Source organism: Kineococcus gynurae (assembly GCF_042433995.1).
In the GTDB taxonomy this organism is placed as follows: Bacteria; Actinomycetota; Actinomycetes; order Actinomycetales; family Kineococcaceae; genus Kineococcus; species Kineococcus gynurae.
The window spans coordinates 160,432-180,875 of record NZ_JBHLUI010000003.1; the positions used below are offsets into that span (position 1 = coordinate 160,432).

Genomic DNA, 20,444 nt, shown 5'->3' on the forward strand with positions numbered 1-20,444 from the left:
AGCCGGCTTGCTCCGATCATGATGTCGGCAGACGGGCCCCTCGGCTCGATCGGCCGTCCGGGGCACGGCGGGTGCGAGGATGGAACCGCCATGACGAGACCCTTCCTGCCCGACGTCCTGCCCGCCCCGGGATCCGCCTCGGCGGCCGACCCCGACCAGGTCTACGAGGCGTTCGCGGGATGGGCCGGGGCCGGTGGGCTCGAGCTCTACCCGGCCCAGCAGGAAGCGCTCATCGAGGTCGTCTCGGGCAGCAACGTCATCCTCGCCACCCCGACCGGCTCCGGGAAGTCGTTGGTGGCCGCGGGCGCCCACGCGGCCGCGCTGACCGCGGGCATCCGGTCCTTCTACACCGCCCCGCTCAAGGCGTTGGTGAGCGAGAAGTTCTTCGCGCTGGTCGACACGTTCGGCGCCGAGCGGGTGGGGATGATGACCGGCGACGCGTCGGTGAACGCCGGCGCCCCGATCGTCTGCTGCACGGCCGAGGTGCTGGCCAACCTCGCCCTGCGCTCCGGGGCGTTCGCCGACGTCGGCCAGGTCGTCATGGACGAGTTCCACTTCTACGCCGACCCGGACCGCGGCTGGGCCTGGCAGGTCCCGATCCTCGAACTGCCCCAGGCCCAGTTCCTGCTCATGTCGGCGACCCTCGGCGACGTGACCGCGCTGCGGGCGGACCTCTCCCGGCGGACCGGGCGGGACACCGAGCTGGTGACCTCGGTCGAGCGGCCCGTCCCCCTGCACTTCTCCTGGGCGCTGACCCCCTTGCAGGAGACCGTCGAGGAGTTGCTGCAGACCGACCGGGCGCCGGTCTACATCGTGCACTCGACCCAGGCGGCGGCGGTCGAGCAGGCGCAGGCCCTCACCAGCGCCAAGGTCGCCACCCGCGAGCAGCGCGACGCGATCGCCGCGGCCCTGGGAAACTTCCGGTTCGCCCCCGGTTTCGGCAAGGTGCTCTCCCGCCTGCTGCGCATGGGCGTCGGCGTCCACCACGCGGGGATGCTGCCGAAGTACCGGCGGCTGGTCGAGACCCTGGCCCAGGCGGGGCTGCTCAAGGTCATCTGCGGCACCGACACCCTGGGCGTGGGTATCAACGTGCCCATCCGCACGGTGCTGTTCGCGGGCCTGACCAAGTTCGACGGCCGCCGCACCCGGCACTACCGGGCCCGGGAGTTCCACCAGATCGCGGGCCGGGCCGGGAGGGCCGGTTTCGACACCGCCGGGACGGTGGTGGTCCAGGCCCCCGAGCACGAGGTGGAGAACGCCCGTCGCGTCGCTCGCGCCGGCGACGACGAGAAGAAGCTCAAGCGGGTCCAGCGCGTCAAGGCGCCGGAGGGTTACGTCTCCTGGTCGCGGGCCACGATGGACAAACTCGTCGACGCCGAACCCGAGCAGCTGACGTCGCACTTCCGGGTGACGACGGCGATGCTCCTGAACGTCCTGCAGCGGCCGGGGAACCCGGTCGAGGCCATGCGAGACCTGTTGCTGGACAACCACGAACCGCGGAAGCAGCAGGTGCGCCACGTGCGCCGGGCGGTGGACCTGACCCGGGCCCTGCTCGACGCGGGGATCGTCGAACGTCTCCCCGAACCCCTGCCCGACGGACGGCAGCTGCGGATGGTCGCCGACCTGCAGCTCGACTTCGCACTGAACCAGCCGCTGTCCCCGTTCGCGTTGGCCGTCATCGACGACCTGCTGGACCGGGAGTCGCCGACCTACGCCCTCGACGTCGTCAGCGTCATCGAGAGCACGTTGGACGACCCGATGAAGATCCTCCTGGCCCAGAAGTCCAAGGCCAAGGGGGAGGCCGTGGCCCGGATGAAGGCCGACGGCATCGAGTACGAGGAACGCATGGAACTCCTCGAGGAGGTCGACTGGCCGCAGCCGCTGGCCGAGGAGCTGCGGGCCGCCTACGAGACCTACCGGGGCGGCAACCCCTGGGTCGGCGACTACGAGGTGCGTCCGAAGTCGGTGGCCCGCGATCTCTTCGAACGGGCCATGACGTTCGGCGAGTTCGTCGCGTTCTACCAGCTCGCCCGCTCCGAGGGTCTCGTCCTGCGCTACCTGGCCGACGCCTACAAGGCCCTGCGGCACACCGTCCCCGAGGACGCGCGCACCGACGAGCTCACCGACCTCGTGGAGTGGCTCGGCGAACTCGTGCGGCAGACCGACTCGAGCCTGCTCGCCGAGTGGGAGGCGCTGCGCGAGGGGGCCGACCCGGCCGACCTCGAGGAGGTCGTGCACCGCGAGGAGGAGGTCCCGCCGGTCACCGCGAACGCCCGGGCCTTCCGGGTGCTGCTGCGCAACGCGATGTTCCGGTTCGTGGAGCTCGCCGCCCGCGACGACCCCGACGCCCTGGCCGCGCTCGACGGCTCCCCGGACGCCGACACCTGGGCCGACCAGCTCGACGCCTACTTCGACGAGCACGACGCCATCGGCACCGGACCGGACGCCCGCGGCCCGCACCTGCTGCAGGTCGACGACGGCAGCGGTCCCGGGGCCCGGGGCAGCGCCCGGCGGTGGTACGTGCGCCAGGTGCTCGAGGACCCGGCGGGCGACCGCGACTGGGCCGTGGTGGCCGAGGTGGACCTCGACGCCTCGGACGCCGCCGGCGCCGCCGTGATCACGGTCGCCGGGTTGCTGCGGCTCTGAGCCTCGCTGCCGACCTCCGACCGGTCCCCGGCGTGGCGCCCGGCCCCGATGCGGCGGGTGGGTGAACATCGTTCAACCGTGCAGTGACTCTGCCGATACCTCTGATCACAGCCAGGCAGGAGGAGAGGGGGTCGAGACCGATGTCGGTGGACGTCACGCGCCCATCCACGGAACTCACCCCGGCTCGACCCGTGTCCGCCCTGTACGACGAGGTGCGGGTCCTGCAGCGCAACCGAGGTCGGGCGCTGCGCTCCCAGGAGGACGCCGCCCGGCGGTTGATGGTCCGCGCCGCCGAGGCCGGTGACTGCGCCGCCCGGGCCGGCGCCCAGCTCGTCCTGGCCGACGTCCTCGCGGTGCTGAACGACACCGAGCGGGCGACCGAGCTGACCCGTGAGGCCGAGGTGGTCGCGGAGGACCTGGGCGACCCCGAGCTGCGCTCCCGGGTGCAGTTCGCCTGGTCGCTCCTGCACGCCCAGGCCGGCGACGAGGCCCAGGCCCGCTGCCACGCCCTCGCCTGCCTCGAACTGCTCCCACCGGACGCGCCGCGCTGGCTGCGGGCCGAGGGCCTGCTGCGCCTGAGCACGTTGGTCGATCGTGAGCGCGAGGACGTCCACACCCTGCTCGACCAGGCCTGGGCCATCGCCGTCGAGCTGAACGACCCGCTGCTGCGGTTGTTCACCCTCAACAACCGGGCCTGGATCCTCTGCGAGGCAGGGGACGTCGCGGCGGCGGTCCCCCTGACCGAGCAGATGCGGGACCTCGCCCGGACGGGGACCGTCCAGCTGCGCTGCGCCGACCTGGACACCCTGGCCGTGGTCGAACTGCACAGCGGTCGCCCGGAGCAGGCCCTCGAGACCATCCGCCTGGCCATCGCGGGCAGTACGGCCGTGCTCCAGGAGATCGACGACGACGTGTGGGTCCGGCTCACGGCCGTCGAGATCCTGGCGAGGCTGGGACGCCTCGACGAGGCTCAGGTGCAGCTCGACGACGCCCGACGGATGGTGGACGCGGCCGGTCTCGTCGCCCTGCGACCCCTGGTCGAGGAGACCACCGCCACGCTGTCCGCCCGCACCGGTGACTGGGAGCGCGCCTACCGCCACCACGTCCGTTTCTCGGAGGCCGACCGTGCCCTGCGGGCCCGCCAGAACAGCACCCGCGCGTTCCTGGCCCAGGCCCGCTACGACGCGGTGACCGCCCGTCGCGAGGCGGAGGACTACCGCGCCCTCGCCATGACCGACGCCCTGACCGGCATGCCCAACCGCCGCGCGGCCGAGGAGCACCTCGACCGGGTGCTCACCGCACCGGGGCCGGTCGCGGCCGCCATCGTGGACGCCGACCACTTCAAGCGCATCAACGACGAGCTGTCCCACGACACCGGCGACGAGGTGCTGCGCCGGCTCGGCGCGCACCTGCTGCGCTGGTCGGGCGGGCTGCCGAACACCTTCTGCGCCCGCCTGGGCGGCGAGGAGTTCATCCTGGTCTGGCAGGGCTGGGGCGACCTGGCCGTCGTCGGTTCGGCCGAAGGCCTGCGGGCCGGGGTCGCGGGCGACGACTGGGACGCGCTGACCGAGGGCCGGCCGGTCACCGTGAGCGTGGGGGTCGCCTTCGCCCCCGACGACGGGGTCGCCCCGCGTGATCGCGTCGAGCTGCTCAAACGCGCCGACCGGAAGCTCTACGCGGCCAAGCACGGCGGTCGCAACCGGGTCGTGTCCTCGGCCCGGCAGGCCGACGTCCTGCTCGCCGACTGACGCGGGCCGCGTGCCAGGCTTCGGACATGGCTCCCGTCGTGCTCACCGGCCGCATCGTCACGGGGCGGCGTGTCCTGCCCGAGGGGTGGGTGGAACTCACCGACGGGGTCGTCACCGCGCTCGGTGAGGGGCGGCTCCCGACGGGTTCCGACGTCCGTCGCGCCGACCTCGTCGTGCCCGGTTTCGTCGACCTGCACTGCCACGGCGGCGCGGGGGAGCAGTTCGGGGCCGCGGGGTCGGTCGGGACGGATGCCGCCCGCACGGTGGCCGCGCTGCACCGGCGGCACGGCACGACCACGCTGGTCGCCAGCCTCGTCTCGCGGCCGGTGGCCGAGTTGCAGGCCGCGGTGGAGGCGCTGCGCCCGCTCGTCGCCGACGGCACCTTGGCCGGGGTCCACCTGGAGGGGCCGTGGCTCAGTGAGCGGTTCCGGGGGGCCCACGACCCGCAGCAGCTGCAGCCCCCGGCGCCGGCCGACGTCACCCGCCTGACCGCGACGGGGCTGGTGCGCATGGTCACCCTGGCCCCGGAGCTGGAGGGCGGGCTCGACGCCGTCCGGGCCCTCACCGAATCCGGGGTGGTCGTCGCGATCGGCCACACCGCCGCCGACGCGGGACTCGTCCGGGCGGCGGTCGACGCCGGGGCGCGGGTGGCGACGCACCTGTTCAACGGCATGCCGTCGCTGCACCACCGCGAACCCGGGCCCGTCCTCGCCCTGCTCGACGACGACCGGGTCACCGTCGAGCTCATCGCCGACGGCGTGCACCTCGACGCCCGGGTGGTCGCCTTCGCCGCCCGGCACGCCGGGGTGGGACGGACTGCGCTCGTCACCGATGCGATGGCCGCCGCGGGGGCCGCCGACGGCCGCTACCCGCTCGGCGGGTTGGAGGTCGACGTGGTCGACGGGGTCGCCCGGCTGGTCGAGGGGGGTGCCGTCGCCGGGAGCACCCTCACCCTGGACCGGGCCCTCCGCTTCGCCGTGCAGGAGGCGGGGCTGGGCCTGGACGACGCCCTCGCGGCGGTGACGACCACCCCGGCGGCCGTCCTGGGTCGTCCCGACGTCGGCCACCTCGAGGTGGGGGCCCGGGGTGGTGCCGTGCTGCTCGACGCGGACCTGCGCGTCCTCGCGGTCGAGGGTGGGCCCGGTCCGGGGTGACCGGGTTGCTCCGCCCGGATGATCACATCGGGCTATCCAGGGACGGGCCGGATCGACCGATCACGGTCGGGTGACACCAGCAGCGATCGACCGGGCGGGGGCGTGGCTACGGCTGCGCCTGGACGCTCCGGCGGCCTGCGTCTACCTGATCACCTGCTCCGGGATCATCGCGGTGGGTGCCATTCTCGGACTTCAACTCCTCGGGCTGCCGGTCGTGCGACCGGGAACGGAGGCGGCCCCTCTGCTCGGGGCGGCCCTGCTCGTCCTCGGCGCCGTGATCCACCACCGGCGACTGCGAGCGGGACAGCAGGCCGGGGTGGGATGGTCCTACCTGCTCCTCGTCGCCGGTCTGTGCTTCGCGCTCCCCGTCGCCCAGCCCGGGCTGCGCTCGCTCATCGCCCTCGCGTTCGTCATCGCCCCCGTCTACGCGGCCCTGTTCGACACCTGGAAGCAGGTGGTGGGGGTGGCGTGCTCCGCGGTGACCGGTTCCGCCGTCGTCGTCCTCACCGGGCCGGGGTTGCTCCTGGAACGCCTCCTGGTCGCCCTGTGCGCCGCCCTGGTGATGCTGCCGATCACCGCGTCGTTGCTGCTGCTGCGCTCCCGCTTGGACGAGGCGTGCGGCCGGGCCGACGCCCTGTCCAGGCGCGACCCGCTGACCGGGCTGCTGAACCGGCGCGGGCTCGACCACGAGCTTCCGCTCCTGCTCGACCGGGCCTCCGCACCGGGCCGGCACCTGGCCGTGGTCGTCGCCGACGTGGACCACTTCAAACGGATCAACGACGACCTCGGCCACGAGGCGGGGGACGACGTCCTGCGTCGGCTCGGCGGCCTGCTGGCCGGCTTCGTGGGGGAGGACGAGGTGGCGGCCCGCTGGGGCGGGGAGGAACTGGTCCTCGTGGCGGTCCTCCGCCCGGAGCGGTTGCGCGGTCTGGCCGAGGCCGTGCGCACCACGGTGCGCACCTCGATACCGGGGCGGCAGGTCACCGTGAGCGTCGGAGCCGCCAGCTCACCCGTGCCGTCGGGGGTGACCCGGGCCATCCCGAGCGCCGACCGGGCGGCCGACCTGTTCACGGACACGTTCCGCCGCGCCGACCGACTTCTGCTGGACGCGAAGGAGGCCGGGCGGGACGTGAGTTTCTCCGAACTCCACGTGCCGCCCGGCCTCCGGCGCTGACGCGCCGCACCTACCGGGTATCACTTCCCGCCGGTCACCTTGATCGTCTCGCCGACGATGTAGCTCGACTCCTGCGAGGCGAGGAACACGTAGGCCGGGGCCAGTTCGGCCGGCTGCCCCGCGCGACCGAGCGGCGTCTGCGCGCCGAAGTCCTCGACCTGCTCGGACGGCATGGTCGCCGGGATCAGCGGGGTCCAGATCGGACCCGGGGCCACCGCGTTGACCCGGATCCCCTTCGGGGCGAGCTGCTCGCCGAGGTTCGTGGTGAAGTTCACCAGGGCGGCCTTGGTGGCCGCGTAGTCCAGCAGCGGGCCCGAGGGGCTCTCCGCCTGGATCGACACCGTGTTGATGATCGAGGAACCCGGCTGCAGGTGCGGGACCGCGGCCTTGCTCAGCCAGAAGGTCGCGAAGACGTTGGTCGTGAACGTCCGGACGAGCTGGTCGGTGCTGAGGTCCTCGATGCCGTCCACGGCCATCTGGTAGGCCGCGTTGTTGACCAGGACGTCCAGCCCCCCGAGTTCGCGGACCGCCGTGTCGATCACCTCGACGCAGAAACTCTCCTCGCGCAGGTCGCCGGGGAGGCTGATCCCCTTGCGGCCGGCCTCGGTCACCAGACGGACGGTCTCGTCCCCGTCGGCCTGCTCCTCGGGCAGGTGGACGACCAGGACGTCGGCCCCCTCGCGGGCGAACGCCAGGGCCACGGCCCGTCCGATGCCCGAGTCCCCACCCGTGATCACGGCCCGACGGCCCTCGAGTTTCCCGGTCCCGCGGTAGGTCTGCTCCCCGTGGTCGGGAGTGAGATCCATGTCGGCGGTCGCGCCGGGATGGTCGATGGACTGCCCCGGCGTGCTCGAGGGGTGCTGCGTCGTGGGGTCGGTGGGCGTCGTCTGGTCGGCCATGCTCCTTCCTAACCCGCCACGCGGGTCACGACATCTCCAGAACCGTGGCCGACCATGGTCATCCCCGGAGCAGGTGCGCCGTCCGTCGCGGCAGGAGTTCGCGCAGGACCAAAGACGTGGCTGTTCGACGGATCCCGCGGCAGCGCATGATCTTCTGGGTGATCTCGTAGATGTGGTCGGCGTCGCGCGCCGCGATCTCGATGAGGAGATCGTTCTCCCCGGCCGTGCCCAGGCACTCCACGACCTCCTCGATCCCCGTCAGGTCGCGCAGCAGGTCGTCGAACTCGTCCTGGTCCACCCCGGCCGTGACCATCGCCCGCAACGGCAGACCCACCGCGGCCGTCCGCAGCCGAACCGAGTGCGGGGCCAACGGTCCCTCCGGTGCCGCGAGCCGTTCCAACCGGGTGTGCACCGTTCCCCGGGCCAGCCCCAGGTCGAGGGCGAGCTTCGCGACGGTGGCGCGCGGGTCGACGTCGAGGGCCAGCAGGATGCGCCGATCGGTCGCGTCGAGAGTGGTCACGTCGATCAGTTTACGGGCGACGGGACGGGTGTGATTGGTCAGATCGCCCACCGCACACCCCGACGGTTGTGCATCTCGCCGTCCGCGCCGCACGATCCCGGCATGACGGAGCAGACGATCTCGGTGGGCGGCTACCTCGCGACCCGGTTGCAGCAGCTGGGGATCGGGCACCTGTTCGGGTTGCCCGGGGACTTCAACCTGGGCTTGCTGGACGAACTGCTCGGGGCCGGTCGAGGCCCGGTCCCGCTGCGCTGGATCGGTTCCAGCAACGAGCTGAACGCCGGGTACGCGGCCGACGGGTACGCCCGGATCCGTCGCGGGCCTGCGGCGGTCGTGACCACCTACGGCGTGGGTGAACTCTCGCTGGTCAACGCGTTGGCGGGCAGCTTCGCCGAGGACGTTCCCGTGGTCTCGATCGTGGGGATGCCGTCCACCGCGGCGCAGTCGGCCGGACTGCTCCTGCACCACTCCCTGGCCGACGGCGACCACGGCCATTTCGTGCGCATCGCCGCCGAGGTGTGCGCCGAGGCCGTCGTGGTCCGGGCCGAGCACGCGGCGCGGACGATCGACCGGGTGCTGCGCCGGGCGGTCGACTCCTCCAAGCCCGTCTACCTGGGCGTCCCCGCCGACGTCGCCCGCGTGCCCGTCAACGCCGCCGCGCTCGCTCGCCCCCTGCGGTTGCTGCGCAGCGACGTGGAGGCGGCGGCCGAGTTCCGGGCCGCCCTCACCGAGCACCTGTCCGGCAGCACCGGGCTCACCGTCCTGGCCGGTCCCCGGTTGCACCGTCGGCACCTGGAGGACCGGGTCCGGGCGGTGGCCGCGCACGGCGGGGTCCGGGTCGCGACGCAGTCGGCGTCGAAGGCCATGCTCGACGAGTCGCACCCGGCGACCCTCGGGGTCTACGCGGGGGAGTTCACCGTCGCTCCCGCGACCCGGGCGGCGGTGGACGGGGCCGCGGCCGGCGGGACGGAACGGCTGGTCCTGGCCGGCGTCGTGCTCACCGACTTCCTCACCGGGCGGTTCACCCACGGTTTCGACCCCGACGCCGTGGTCGACCTGCAGCTCGACCACGCGCGGGTCGCCGGGGCGGAGTTCCACGGGGTCCACCTGGAGGAGTCGCTGGGGATCCTGGAGGAGATCGTCGCCGCCCGGACCGGTGCCGTCACGGCGCGCGCCGAGGTCCGGGCCTCCTCCGCCCGGCCCATCACGGGGGACGCCCCGCTGGCCCACGCCGAGTTCTGGCCGATCCTGCAGGACTGGCTGGCCCCGGGGACCCTGCTCGTGGCCGAGGCCGGCACCTCCTTCTACGGTGCCCTGGAACTCACCCTCCCCGACGGGTGCGACCTCCTGGGTCAGCCGGTGTGGTCCTCGATCGGGTACACGCTGCCCGCGGCCCTCGGCGCGGTGCTCGCCGCGCCGGACCGCGAGACCGTGCTGCTCATCGGCGACGGTTCGGCGCAGCTCACCGTGAACGAGCTCGGCCGCCTGCTGGAGCAGGGGTCCCGGACGACCGGCCCGGCCCCGACGATCTTCCTGCTGAACAACGAGGGTTACACCGTCGAACGGGCCATCGCCAGCCCCGAGGCCGTGTACCAGGACGTGCTGGCATGGAACTGGACGCAGCTGCCCGCGGCGCTCGGGGCGCCGGCCACCGCGGTGTTCCGGGCGGCGACGTCGGCCGACCTGACCAAGGTCCTCGCCGAACGTCGGGCCGACCCGCAGCGGCCGGCCCTCATCGAAGTCGTGCTTCCCCGCGACGATGCTCCCGAGCTGCTCAAGGTGCTGGCCCGCAGCATCCGCTGAGCCGGGGGGTTCCCCCACGCACGTCCCGTGTGAGTTTCCTCGCCCCCTCGTCGCTGAAGTTGACGGGGGCAGCAGCGGCTCCTAGCGTTCCCTCAGGTCATGAGTGACAGCGCGAAGCCCTGGCTGGCTGTCCGGCAACCCTCCTCCGTGGCGGGGTGCCCCAGGTGAAGACTCGGCCGCTCCCCGCCCGGGGCCGCGGCAAGTACGGGTTCTGAGTCGCCGACGAGCGTTCCGTCGGCACGAGCGTGAAAGAGGTCGACCAACCATGTCCAGCACCGGGTCCTCCCCCGCCCTCCCGCCCAAGCCGAAGCGCAGCCCGGTCCCGATCGTCGCGGGAATCGTGGTCGCCGTCCTCGTCGTCGTGGGCGCGGTGATCTTCTTCAACCGCGGCGGCGACGACGTCACCACGACGGCGGCCGGCGGGGCCGAGGCGCAGACGGTCAAGATCGGCGTCGCCGACAAGGCGCAGGACTACTGGAAGCCCTACGTCGAACTGGCCAAGTCGCAGCTGAACGTGGACGTCGAGCTGGTCAACTTCGGCGACTACAGCCTGCCGAACCCGGCGCTGTCGCAGGGTGAGCTGGACATCAACCAGTTCCAGCACATCCAGTACCTGGCGAACTACAACGTCACCGCCGACGACGACCTGCAGCCGATCGCCTCCACCGCGGTCTACCCGCTGCCGTTGTACTCGACCACGGTCGACGACGCCTCGGCGATCCCGCAGGGTTCCGTCGTCGCCATCCCGAACGACGCGATCAACGAGGCGCGCGGCCTGCTCGTGCTGCAGTCGGCCGGGCTGATCACGCTGGCCGACGGCGGCAACGCCTACTCCACCGTCTCCGACGTCACCAGCGCCAAGGTCAAGGTCACCCCGATCGACGCCTCGCAGACCGCCAACGCGCTGCTCTCCGGTTCGGCCGTGGCCGCGATCGTGAACCAGAACTACGCGACCGACGCGAAGCTCCCGCTGGACGACGCGATCGCCCAGGACGACCCGTCCGACCCGACCGCGGCGCCGTACGTCAACCTGTTCGCGGTCCGCGCCGAGGACAAGGGCAACGAGACGTACCGCAAGCTCGGTGAACTCTGGCACGACCCGTCGGTCCAGGAGCTGTTCAAGAAGGCCAACCCGACCGCGGTCGTGGTGGACGAGTCCGCGGCCAAGCTGCAGGCCGACCTGGCCACGGTCGAGCAGGACGCGCGGGACGCGGCCTGACGTGACCGCGCTCGTCACGCTCGACAAGGTCGGCAAGCGCTACGACCGGCCCGGGGCCGGGCCGGTCGTGGCGGTCGACGACGTCAGCCTCGAGGTCGCCGAGGGCGAGGTGCTGGCGGTCATCGGGTACTCCGGGGCCGGCAAGTCCACCCTGGTACGCCTCGTCAACGCCCTGGAGATGCCGACCTCGGGATCCGTCCGGGTGGCGGGTCAGGACCTGACCCGGTTGTCCGAGAAGGAGCTGCGGGCCGCGCGGTCGCGGATCGGGATGATCTTCCAGCAGTTCAACCTGTTCCGGTCCCGGACGGTCGCCAAGAACGTCGGCTACCCGCTCAAGGTGGCCGGTGTCGCCCGGGCCGAGCGGGACCGGCGGGTGGCGGAGCTGCTCGACTTCGTCGGGCTGCTGGACCGCGCGCACGCCTACCCCGAGCAGTTGTCGGGCGGGCAGAAGCAGCGCGTCGGCATCGCCCGGGCCCTGGCCACGAACCCGCCGCTGCTGCTCGCCGACGAGGCGACCAGCGCGCTGGACCCGGAGACCACCGAGGAGGTGCTGGCCCTGCTGCGGCGGGTCAACACCGAGCTCGGGGTCACCGTCGTCCTCATCACCCACGAGATGGAGGCGGTCCGCCAGATCGCCGACCGGGTCGCGGTCATGGAGAAGGGTCGGATCGTCGAGATCGGCGACGTCTACGAGGTGTTCACCGCCCCGAAGACCGCGGCCGCCCGACGTTTCGTCCGCACGGCCACGCACGACCGGCCCTCGCCGGAGATCCTCCGGCGGTTGCGCGAGCACCACACGGGCCGCCTGGTGTCGGTCCGCATCACCGACCGCCCCGGGCTCCAGCAGGTCGTCGATCGCTGCTTCCGCGACGCGGGGGTCCAGGCCGAGCTGGTGTTCGGCGGGGTGGGGGAGATTGCCGAACGGCGGGCGGGGTCGCTGACCTACGAGCTGGGCGGCGGTGACGGGGTCGCCGACGTGGACGCCGCCCTGCGCAACCTGCGCGACGCCGGGATCGACGCCGAGGAGGAGAACTGACGTGGACGGCTTCTTCGACGGCGTCGACCCCGACGTCTACCTGACCGCGATCGGGACCACGCTGTTCATGACGGTGGTCTCGATGGTCATCGCCGGGGCCGTGGGGCTGCTGCTCGGGGTCGCGCTCTACGCGACCCGGCGGGGCAACATCCTCGAGAACCGGATCGCCTTCGGGATCATCGGGTTCGTCGTCAACCTCATCCGGCCGATCCCGTTCGTGATCCTCCTGGCCACCCTGTTCCCGCTGCAGCAACTGGTGGTGGGGACCTCGATCGGCACCCCGGCCGTGACCTTCACCATCGCCTTCGCCGCCGGGTTCGCGGTCGCCCGCATCGTCGAGCAGAGCCTCGTCGCGGTCGATCCCGGGGTCGTCGAGGCGGCCCGGGCCGCGGGTGCCTCCCGGCTGTCGATCCTCTTCACGGTGGTCGTCCCGGAAGGGCTCGGCCCGCTGGTGCTGGGCTACACGTTCATCTTCATCGGCATCGTCGACATGACCGCCCAGGCCGGGATCATCGGCGGTGGTGGGCTCGGCGACTACGCCATCACCTCCGGTTCGCAGCGCTACGACTACGGCGTGGTCATCGCCGCCGTCGTGGCCATCGTGGTCATCGTCCAGATCGGTCAGCTCGTCGGGAACCGCATCGCCCGGGGTGTCATGCGTCGGTGACGCGGTCATCCCGGTGGGCTCACCCGTCCCGCCGTTCAAGACCGCCGACGGCGGTGCCGAACGATGAAGGGTGTTGCGGACCTGGCGCTGGACCCTCCCCGCGCTGCTGTGCGCGGCGGCGGTCGTCCTACCGGCGTTCCATCCCGGCCCGGTCGCCCGCTTCCCCGTCGCCGTGGCCCCACCCCTGCTCCTGCTCGGGGTGGGGCTCGTCGGCTCCCGCCGGGCCCACCCCGTCGAACGTTGCGGCTGGCGCTGGATCAGCATCGGCGCCGGGTTCCTCGTCGTCGGGTTCGTCATCTTCCACGTCCTGTGGCTGCAGCAGGGGCACGCGGTGTTCCCCTCGCTCGCCGAACCGTTCTTCGCCGCCGGGTGGCTGGCCCTCATCGTCGGGCTCTACCGCTGGGGTCGGGGTGCGGAACGGACGCTGCTGTCCGACAGTGTCGTGCTCGCCCTCGGGCCGGGACTGGTGGTCCTGTCCCAACTGGTCCGTCCGCTGCTGGCCCGGGCGGACTCGGTGGAGATCTTCGTCACCGCCGCCTTCCCGCTGCTGGACCTGGTCCTGCTCGTCATGGTCGTCCGGCTGGGGTTGCAGGGGCGCATGCGCATCGCCTCGGTCGCGCTCATCAGCACGGGGTGCGGCCTCCTGCTGGTCGGCGACACGTTGCTCACCGTGCTCTACCGGGTCACCGACACCCCGCTCGTCTACTGGTTCGGCGCCCCCACCTCGATCGCCGTCTCGCTCATGGCCGCCTCCGGCCTCGTTCATCCGGCGGGTGCCCGCTACGGGACGGAGTTCGGCGACCGCATCCGCCTCACGCTGCTCCCCATCGCCGCGTGCGTGCCGCCGGTCGCCCTGTTCCTGCAGGGCCTGGCCGGCCACCCCGTCGACTGGCAGCTCCTCGGTGGCGGATCGGTCCTCATGGCGGTCCTCATCACCTTCCGCCTGCGCGGTGCGCTGCGGACCATGGGCGAGCAGTCCCGCCGCCTGCGCCGGGAGGCCAGCACCGACCACCTGACCGGCCTGGCCAACCGCCGCAGCCTCGCCGGAGACCTGGACCAGGTCTTCGCCCATCAGGAGTTTCCCCGGGTCGCCGTGATCCTGCTCGACCTCGACCACTTCAAGGCGGTCAACGACCGGTTCGGCCACGAGCGGGGCGACCAGGTCCTGCAGGCCTGCTCGGCCGCCTGGGCCGGGGTGCTGCACCGCCGTCACCCACGCTCGACGCTCTACCGCTGGGGCGGGGAGGAGTTCCTCGCCCTCGTGCACGAGGTGGGGGTGCGCGACGCCCTCAGCCTCGCCGAGGCGTTGCGCGAGGCCACGCCGATCCCGAACACGGTCTCGGCCGGGGTGGCCGTGCTGCGCCCGGGGGAGACGACGGGTGACCTCCTCGCCCGCGCGGACCGCGAGCTCTACCGGGCGAAGCAGTCCGGGCGCGACCGGGTCTGCGTCTGAGCCACCACGCTCCGCGTCGAATGCGACAGTGATCTCCCACTCCCGAGGAGGTCCACCTGCGCACTCTCGACACCACCCTGCATCTCACCGACGAAGACCGCGCGGCCCTGCGCCAACTGGCCCGACCGGCCTCGTCACCCCGCGGTGACCGGATGCTCATGACTCACCAGGTCGCGGACGTCCTCGCCGAACCCCGGACGACCGAATGGTTCGCCGAGCACGCCGGGTTCCCGATCCCCGAACTCCCGGGACTGCTGGCACGCGGCTTCACCACCGTGTGCACGGGTCGGGAGGACGGAGCGTCCGGGCGCTGGTCGGCCGTCGTGGGTTTCCTCCCACCAGCGGTCGAGACGTGGTCCGGTTTCCGGGAAGCCCGTCGGGCGGGACTCGTCTGGATCGGCCTCGGCCCCGCCCGTGAATATGCGGGGGGAGACCGCGGCGACGACCCTGATCGGCCCCGCCGCCCCGACGTCCACCTGCTGCCGACGGGCGAGGAGGGGCACCTCGGTGTCCAGAAGCGTTCGGGGGGTACCCGGGTGGGGTGGCTGACGACCACGGTCCGGCCCCGGTTGGAGATCGAGGTCTGGACCTCGTGGGACCCGTCGTCCTCGATCGACCTGTTGCGGGACAGTCGACACCTCCCGGTCTGAACCCGAGGAAGGGCTCGCGGGCAGGAGGGGTGACCGGTCGACGGTCGGGGTCGACCGGCCCCGCTGGTTACGGTGGGGTGCGTGCCCCCCCGACCACCCCTGTCCGTCGTCCCGGTCCGCACCAGCCGTCGCAGGGTTCCGCTGGACCTCGTCCGCGGGGGCCTCATCGGGTGCGCAGAGGTGGTTCCCGGGGTCAGCGGCGGCACGATCGCCCTGGTGACCGGGGTCTACGGGCATCTCATCGATTCCGCCGGGCACGTCCTCGGCGCGGCCCGGGCCGGGCTCACCGCCGGTCCGCGCGCGGCGCGCGACCGGCTGCGCCGGGCCCACTGGGCGGTGCTGATCCCCGTGATGGTCGGCATGGTCGTCGCCCTGCTCGTCGCGACGACCGTGCTCGAACCCGTCGTGACGGAGCACCCGGTGGGTTCGCGGGGCGTGTTCTTCGGTCTGGTGCTGGCCTCGGTGATCGTTCCGCTGCGGATGGTGTCCCGATGGTCGCCGGCCCGGCTGGCCACGACCGGGGCCGTGGCCGTGGCCGCGTTCGTCCTCACCGGGCTCCCCGCGGGCTCGGTGTCGGACCCGCCGCTGGTGCTGGTCGCCGCGGCCGCTGCGGTGGCGGTCTGCGCCCTCGTCCTGCCCGGTGTCTCCGGGTCCTTCCTCCTGCTGACGCTCGGGCTCTACGAGGTGACCCTCGCGGCGGTCAGCGAGCGGGACCTCGCCTTCCTGGGCGCCTTCGTCCTCGGTGCCGTGATCGGCCTGGGCTCCGTCGTCCGCGTCCTGCAGCACCTGCTGCTGCGGCACGCAGACCAGACCCTGTCGGTGGCGACGGGGCTCATGCTCGGTTCCCTGCGGGCCTTGTGGCCCTGGCAGGCCGACGATCGCACGCTGCTGGTCCCCGGATCCGACCTCGTGACGGTCGCCGCCCTGGCCCTGGCCGGGGCCGCCGGGGTCGTGCTGCTGCTGCTCGTGCAGTCCCGGGCGGAGCAGGGATCCGGTCGGGCATGAACGAGCAGCCGGGTTCCCGCCTGGGTGCGGGCCTGTTCCGGTTCGGTCGGGCCCGGCGGGACGTGATCGCGTCGTTCCTGCGACGGCGGGGGTGGAGCTACGCCGTCCTGCCCTACCCGGGATACGGCACGTCGGAACAGGTGCGGGTCCTGGCCCGCGTCGTCCTGGCCGCCCCGGGGAAGGACCCGGACTCGGTCCGCGGGGTGGCCGCCTGGCGACGGCTGGTCACCCTGCAACGTTCCCGGGTGGACGTCGAGATCGGGGTCGACGGCATCGCGGGGCCGGCGGAGGTGCGCAGCGGCCCCGGAGGACTGATCGACAGCACCCTGCCGTGGTCCCTCGGGCCGGGGGAGCACCGCGTGACCTTCCGGGTCGGCGACCGCCCGCCGGTCACGGCCCCGGTGCACGTGGCCGCCCCCTCCGCGCGCACCGGGATCGTCTGCGACATCGACGACACCGCGCTGCTGACCGGCCTGCAGCGCCCGTTGAGCGCCGCCTGGCGGACGCTCACCCGGGCGTTCGCGCAGCGGGCCCCGGTCGAGGGGATGGCGGACCTGCTCGCCGCCGCCCGCGAGCACGGTGACGAGCACGCGCCGGTGGTCTACCTCAGCACCGGGCCCTGGAACTTCAACGAACCGTTGACGCGTTTCCTGCACCGCAACGGGTTCCCCGCCGGACCGTTGCTGCAGACCCGGTGGGGCCCGTCGGAGGAGGGTTTCTTCCGCGACGGGCAGGCCCACAAACGGCGCAGCCTGCGGCGGCTGCGCGAGGACTTCCCCGACGTGCGGTGGCTGCTGGTCGGCGACGACGGGGAGAACGACCCGGCGATCTACCGCGAGTTCGCCCGGGAGCATCCGGGCAACGTCGCGGCCGTCCTGCTGCGGCAGGTCCGTGGCGACGTCGACCCCGCGGCGACGGAGCGCGGCCCGGTCGAGACGGTCGGGGGCTCGGTGCCCGTGGTCCGCGGGCCGGACGGTCACGTCCTGCTGGAGCGCTTCCGCGCGGCGAGAAGCACCGGGGGATAGAGCACGCGCCCCCCACCCCCACCCTCCCGTGATCAAGGAATCAGTGATCACGCATCCCAGGCGTCCCACCAGCCGGTGTGACGCGGGGGACGTGAGGCAAGAGATTCCTTGATCACCGGAGGTGGGGTGGGTCAGGCGTCGGGGGCGAGGGCGGCGCGGACGCGGTCCTCGGTGATGCCGAAGTGCTCGTGGGCGATGGCGCCGGCGCGGTCGGCGTCGCGGGCCAGCACGGCCTCGACCAGCTCGGCGTGCTGGGGGAGGGCGCGTTCGTAGTCGGCCTGGGTGAACGGTTCCCAGACCAGACCGAGGTTGACCCGGGCCAGCAGCTCGCGGCTGAGGGCGGCGAGCTGGGAGTTGTGGGTGGCCGCGCAGATGGCGTCGTGCAGGTCGGCGTCGGCCCGTCGGCCCCGCTCGGCGTCCCCCTCGGCGGCGACGTAGTCGGCCAGGCACTGCCGGATCAGCTCGGCCTCCGCGTCGGTGTGGCGCAGGGCGGCGGTCCGGGCGATGGTCGCCTCGACCAGGCGGCGCAGGTCGAAGGACTCCTCCAGCTCGGTCCAGCTGGGCAGCAACGTCCGGGCCACGGCCGAGCTGGTGCGCTCGTCGGCCCCCTCCAGCACCCACGTACCCCCGGAGCGGCCGCGGCTGGTGGTGAGGAACCCGGCGACGGTGAGCTCCTCGATGGCAGCCCGCAGGGTCGGGCGGCTCACCCCGAGCAGTTCGGCCAGTTCCCGTTGGGCGGGCAGTCGCTCCCCGGGAGCGAAGTCGCGCACGGCGATCGCGGTGATCAACCGGTCGACCACCGCCTGCACGCTCGTCCGCGGCCGGGCGGGGTCGAGCGTGAGATCGCGCCGCGCTTCACCCATGGGCGCCATCATGGCAGCCCGATCACGCGTCACCCGTTTGTGACAATCTGGTTAATGGTCTTGTCCATTAACCATTGAAACGGCACGCTCGTCGCATGTCGTTCACGTCCTCGCCACCCAGCGCTCCTCCGATCCCGGTCAGCGAGCGGGTCCTGCCCTTCGGGGAGCACGTCACCGCGGTCCGGGTCACCGGTCGCCTGGAGCCCGGCGCCGGCCGTCGTCCGCTGGTCGTCCTGCACGGTGGCCCCGGGTGCACGATGGACTACGTCCTCGCGATCGCCGACCTCGCCGAGCGGGGTGTCCCGGTCGTCCACTACGACCAGCTCGGCAACGGCCGTTCGACCCACCTGCGCGACGCCGACCCCGGGTTCTGGACCCCGCAGCTCTTCCTCGACCAGCTCGACTCGGTGCTGGAGGGCCTGGGCATCGCCGACGACTACGACCTCCTCGGGCAGTCCTGGGGCGGGATGCTCGCGGCCGAGCACGCGGTCCTGCGACCGGCGGGCCTGCGCCACCTCGTGATCGCGAACTCCCCCGCCTCGATGGCGACCTGGTCCAGCGAGGCGCTGCGGCTGCGGGCGGGCCTGCCCGAGAACGTCCGCAGGGCCCTGGACGAGCACGAGGCCGCCGGGACCCTGGACTCCCCGGAGTACCAGGAGGCCACGGCCGAGTTCTACGCCCGCCACGTCTGCCGGGTCCGGCCCATGCCGGCGGAGGTCGCCCGGACGTTCGCGTGGATCGACGAGGACCCGACCGTCTACCACACGATGAACGGCCCGACCGAGTTCCACGTGACCGGCACGAACCGTGGCTGGACGATCGAGGACCGTCTTCCGGCGGTGACCGCGACGACCCTCGTGCTGAACGGTCGTCACGACGAGGCGACCGACGCCTGCGTGGCCCCCTTCGTCGAGCGCATCCCCGGCGCCCGGTGGGTCCGGTTCGAGGAGTCCAGCCACATGCCCCACGTCGAGGAACCCGAGCGCTACCTCGACGTCCTCGACGAGTTCCTCGGCGACGACGTCCGGTCCCCCCGCACCCCTTCCGCAGAGCAGGAGTAGTCATGTCCGCCACCTCCGCCGGACCCGCCGGGGCCACCGGGTCGGGTCCCGCCGAACCCTCGGGCGACCTCAGCGCCTACGGCTACACCCAGGAACTCAAGCGCGGCCTGTCGCTGCGCAACCTGGTCGTCTACGGCATGGTCTTCATGGTCCCGATCGCGCCGTTCTCGATCTTCGGCGGCGTGTTCGACGCGTCCCGCGGCATGGTACCGCTGACCTACCTCATCGGTTTCGTCGCCATGATCTTCACCGCGGTCAGCTACCAGCAGATGTCGCGGGCGTTCCCCGTCGCCGGATCGGTGTACGCCTACGCCGGTCGCGGGATCGCGCCGCCGGTCGGGTTCCTCGCCGGGTGGGCGATCCTCCTCGACTACCTGCTGGTCCCCACCCTGCTCTACGTGATCGGCGCCAACGCCATGGCCTCGGTCGTCCCTGTTGTGCCGCAACAGGTCTGGATCGTCGCCTTCGTCCTGCTGAACACGGTCGTGAACCTGCGCGGGGTCGAGACCACCGCGCGGGCGAACCTCGTGTTCCTGGCCGCCCAGCTCCTCGTGCTCGCCGTCTTCGTCGTCCTGGCGGTCGTGGCGATCCAGCGCGGGGTGAACGGTGCGGAGTGGACGACCCTGCCGTTCTACAACCCGGCCGAGTTCTCGACGCCCCTGGTGTTCACCGCGCTGAGCGTGGCCGTCCTCTCCTTCCTCGGGTTCGACGCCATCTCGACCATGTCGGAGGAGACCACCGGAGGGAACCGCGTCGTCGGTCGCGCCACCATCCTGGCGCTCTGCGTCGTGGCGTTCCTGTTCGTCCTGCAGACCTACCTGGCCTCGTTGCTGCACCCGGGGATGACCGCGTTCCCCGACGCCGACGCCTCGAACAACGCGTTCTACGACATCGGTCGGATGATCGCCGGTCCGTGGCTGCAGGTCGTCATCGCCCTCGCCGTCGCGATCGGCGCGGCCGTCGCGAACTCCCTCGTCGCCCAGGCGGCCACCTCGCGCCTGCTGTTCTCGATGTCGCGCGACCGGCAGCTGCCGGCGTTCCTGCGCCACATCGACCCGGTCCGTCGGGTTCCGCAGCGGGCGATCCTGCTGGTCGCCGGGATCAGCCTGGTCCTCGGTCTGTTCTTCGTCGGGCAGATCAACCTGCTGGCCTCGCTCTGCAACTTCGGTGCGCTGAGCGCGTTCCTGCTCCTGCACGTCTCGGTGGTCTCGCACTACCTGCTGCGCCGCCGCCAGAAGACCTACGGCGTGCACCTCGTCGTCCCGGTCCTGGGTTTCGCGATCATCGGCTACGTGCTCTGGAACGCCGACGTGCACGCCAAGGTCGGTGGCCTGGTGTGGCTGGCGATCGGCTGCGGCGTGCTGCTCCTGCTGCGGCGGATGGGACGATCGGTCTCCTTCGAGGCCACCGACTCCCTCGGCTGAGACCCACCGGCACGACGACTGCTCCGGACCCCCGACGCGGGGTCCGGAGCAGTCGCCGTTCCGGGGCCGGTAGCGTGCGGGAACCGAACCCGAGGAG

General features: G+C 72.5%; 17 protein-coding genes and 1 riboswitch. Of the genes, 14 read left to right on the top strand and 3 right to left on the bottom strand.

Going from position 1 to position 20,444, the window contains the following annotated elements; translation table 11 throughout:
* The first annotated feature begins 90 nt into the window (after positions 1-90).
* The 4 genes from ACFFKU_RS02135 (at position 91) to ACFFKU_RS02150 (ending at position 6,722) form a co-directional block, all read left to right on the top strand.
* Positions 91-2,646, top strand: coding sequence for a DEAD/DEAH box helicase (locus ACFFKU_RS02135; protein ID WP_380135127.1), 2,556 nt, complete (start codon positions 91-93; stop codon positions 2,644-2,646).
* A gap of 191 nt (positions 2,647-2,837) precedes the next feature.
* On the top strand, positions 2,838-4,394 hold the full coding sequence (locus ACFFKU_RS02140) for a diguanylate cyclase (protein WP_380135130.1): 1,557 nt from the start codon (positions 2,838-2,840) through the stop codon (positions 4,392-4,394).
* A 26-nt stretch (positions 4,395-4,420) separates the two neighbouring features.
* Complete coding sequence (locus tag ACFFKU_RS02145) at positions 4,421-5,548, top strand: N-acetylglucosamine-6-phosphate deacetylase (RefSeq protein ID WP_380135132.1); 1,128 nt, start codon at positions 4,421-4,423, stop codon at positions 5,546-5,548.
* Between the two features lie 70 nt (positions 5,549-5,618).
* Complete coding sequence (locus ACFFKU_RS02150; protein WP_380135134.1) at positions 5,619-6,722, top strand: GGDEF domain-containing protein; 1,104 nt, start codon at positions 5,619-5,621, stop codon at positions 6,720-6,722.
* Positions 6,723-6,742: 20 nt separating this feature from the next.
* Here the strand turns inward: ACFFKU_RS02150 and ACFFKU_RS02155 are convergent, their stop codons facing one another.
* Together ACFFKU_RS02155 and ACFFKU_RS02160 are read right to left on the bottom strand one after the other, a co-directional pair.
* Entirely contained in the window at positions 6,743-7,621 is an 879-nt protein-coding gene (locus ACFFKU_RS02155) for an SDR family oxidoreductase (RefSeq protein ID WP_380135135.1), read from the bottom strand.
* 58 nt (positions 7,622-7,679) lie between these two features.
* Positions 7,680-8,141 carry an Lrp/AsnC family transcriptional regulator gene (locus ACFFKU_RS02160; RefSeq protein WP_380135137.1) on the bottom strand — a complete coding sequence of 154 codons (462 nt, stop codon included), beginning with the start codon at positions 8,139-8,141 and terminating at the stop codon, positions 7,680-7,682.
* A gap of 102 nt (positions 8,142-8,243) precedes the next feature.
* On the opposite strand from ACFFKU_RS02160, the gene ACFFKU_RS02165 reads away from it, so the two are divergent.
* From ACFFKU_RS02165 to ACFFKU_RS02200, 8 genes are all read left to right on the top strand, one after another.
* On the top strand, positions 8,244-9,944 hold the full coding sequence (locus ACFFKU_RS02165) for an alpha-keto acid decarboxylase family protein (protein WP_380135140.1): 1,701 nt from the start codon (positions 8,244-8,246) through the stop codon (positions 9,942-9,944).
* Positions 9,945-10,039: 95 nt separating this feature from the next.
* Positions 10,040-10,155, top strand: a riboswitch (SAM riboswitch).
* A 54-nt stretch (positions 10,156-10,209) separates the two neighbouring features.
* Entirely contained in the window at positions 10,210-11,163 is a 954-nt protein-coding gene (locus ACFFKU_RS02170; protein ID WP_380135143.1) for a MetQ/NlpA family ABC transporter substrate-binding protein, read from the top strand.
* Between the two features lies 1 nt (position 11,164).
* Positions 11,165-12,199, top strand: coding sequence for a methionine ABC transporter ATP-binding protein (locus ACFFKU_RS02175; RefSeq protein ID WP_380135144.1), 1,035 nt, complete (start codon positions 11,165-11,167; stop codon positions 12,197-12,199).
* 67 nt (positions 12,200-12,266) lie between these two features.
* Positions 12,267-12,866, top strand: coding sequence for a methionine ABC transporter permease (locus ACFFKU_RS02180; RefSeq protein ID WP_380136091.1), 600 nt, complete (start codon positions 12,267-12,269; stop codon positions 12,864-12,866).
* Positions 12,867-12,936: 70 nt separating this feature from the next.
* Positions 12,937-14,319: a GGDEF domain-containing protein gene (locus tag ACFFKU_RS02185; protein ID WP_380135146.1), complete on the top strand. Its 1,383-nt coding sequence runs from the start codon at positions 12,937-12,939 to the stop codon at positions 14,317-14,319.
* A gap of 152 nt (positions 14,320-14,471) precedes the next feature.
* Positions 14,472-14,969: a hypothetical protein gene (locus ACFFKU_RS02190; RefSeq protein ID WP_380135148.1), complete on the top strand. Its 498-nt coding sequence runs from the start codon at positions 14,472-14,474 to the stop codon at positions 14,967-14,969.
* Positions 14,970-15,050: 81 nt separating this feature from the next.
* Positions 15,051-15,974, top strand: coding sequence for a DUF368 domain-containing protein (locus ACFFKU_RS02195; protein ID WP_380135151.1), 924 nt, complete (start codon positions 15,051-15,053; stop codon positions 15,972-15,974).
* Positions 15,971-16,999: an App1 family protein phosphatidate phosphatase gene (locus ACFFKU_RS02200; protein WP_380135153.1), complete on the top strand. Its 1,029-nt coding sequence runs from the start codon at positions 15,971-15,973 to the stop codon at positions 16,997-16,999. Before ACFFKU_RS02195 ends, ACFFKU_RS02200 begins: the two co-directional genes overlap by 4 nt.
* Positions 17,000-17,130: 131 nt before the next feature.
* Here ACFFKU_RS02200 and ACFFKU_RS02205 read toward each other — a convergent pair whose 3' ends face one another.
* Entirely contained in the window at positions 17,131-17,862 is a 732-nt protein-coding gene (locus tag ACFFKU_RS02205) for a FadR/GntR family transcriptional regulator (protein ID WP_380135155.1), read from the bottom strand.
* A gap of 131 nt (positions 17,863-17,993) precedes the next feature.
* Between ACFFKU_RS02205 and ACFFKU_RS02210 the strand changes: the two genes are divergently transcribed.
* Both ACFFKU_RS02210 and ACFFKU_RS02215 read left to right on the top strand, forming a co-directional pair.
* On the top strand, positions 17,994-18,923 hold the full coding sequence (locus ACFFKU_RS02210; protein WP_380136092.1) for a proline iminopeptidase-family hydrolase: 930 nt from the start codon (positions 17,994-17,996) through the stop codon (positions 18,921-18,923).
* Positions 18,924-18,925: 2 nt separating this feature from the next.
* Positions 18,926-20,347, top strand: a complete 1,422-nt coding sequence (locus ACFFKU_RS02215; RefSeq protein ID WP_380135157.1) for an APC family permease — start codon at positions 18,926-18,928, stop codon at positions 20,345-20,347.
* Positions 20,348-20,444: the final 97 nt, after the last annotated feature.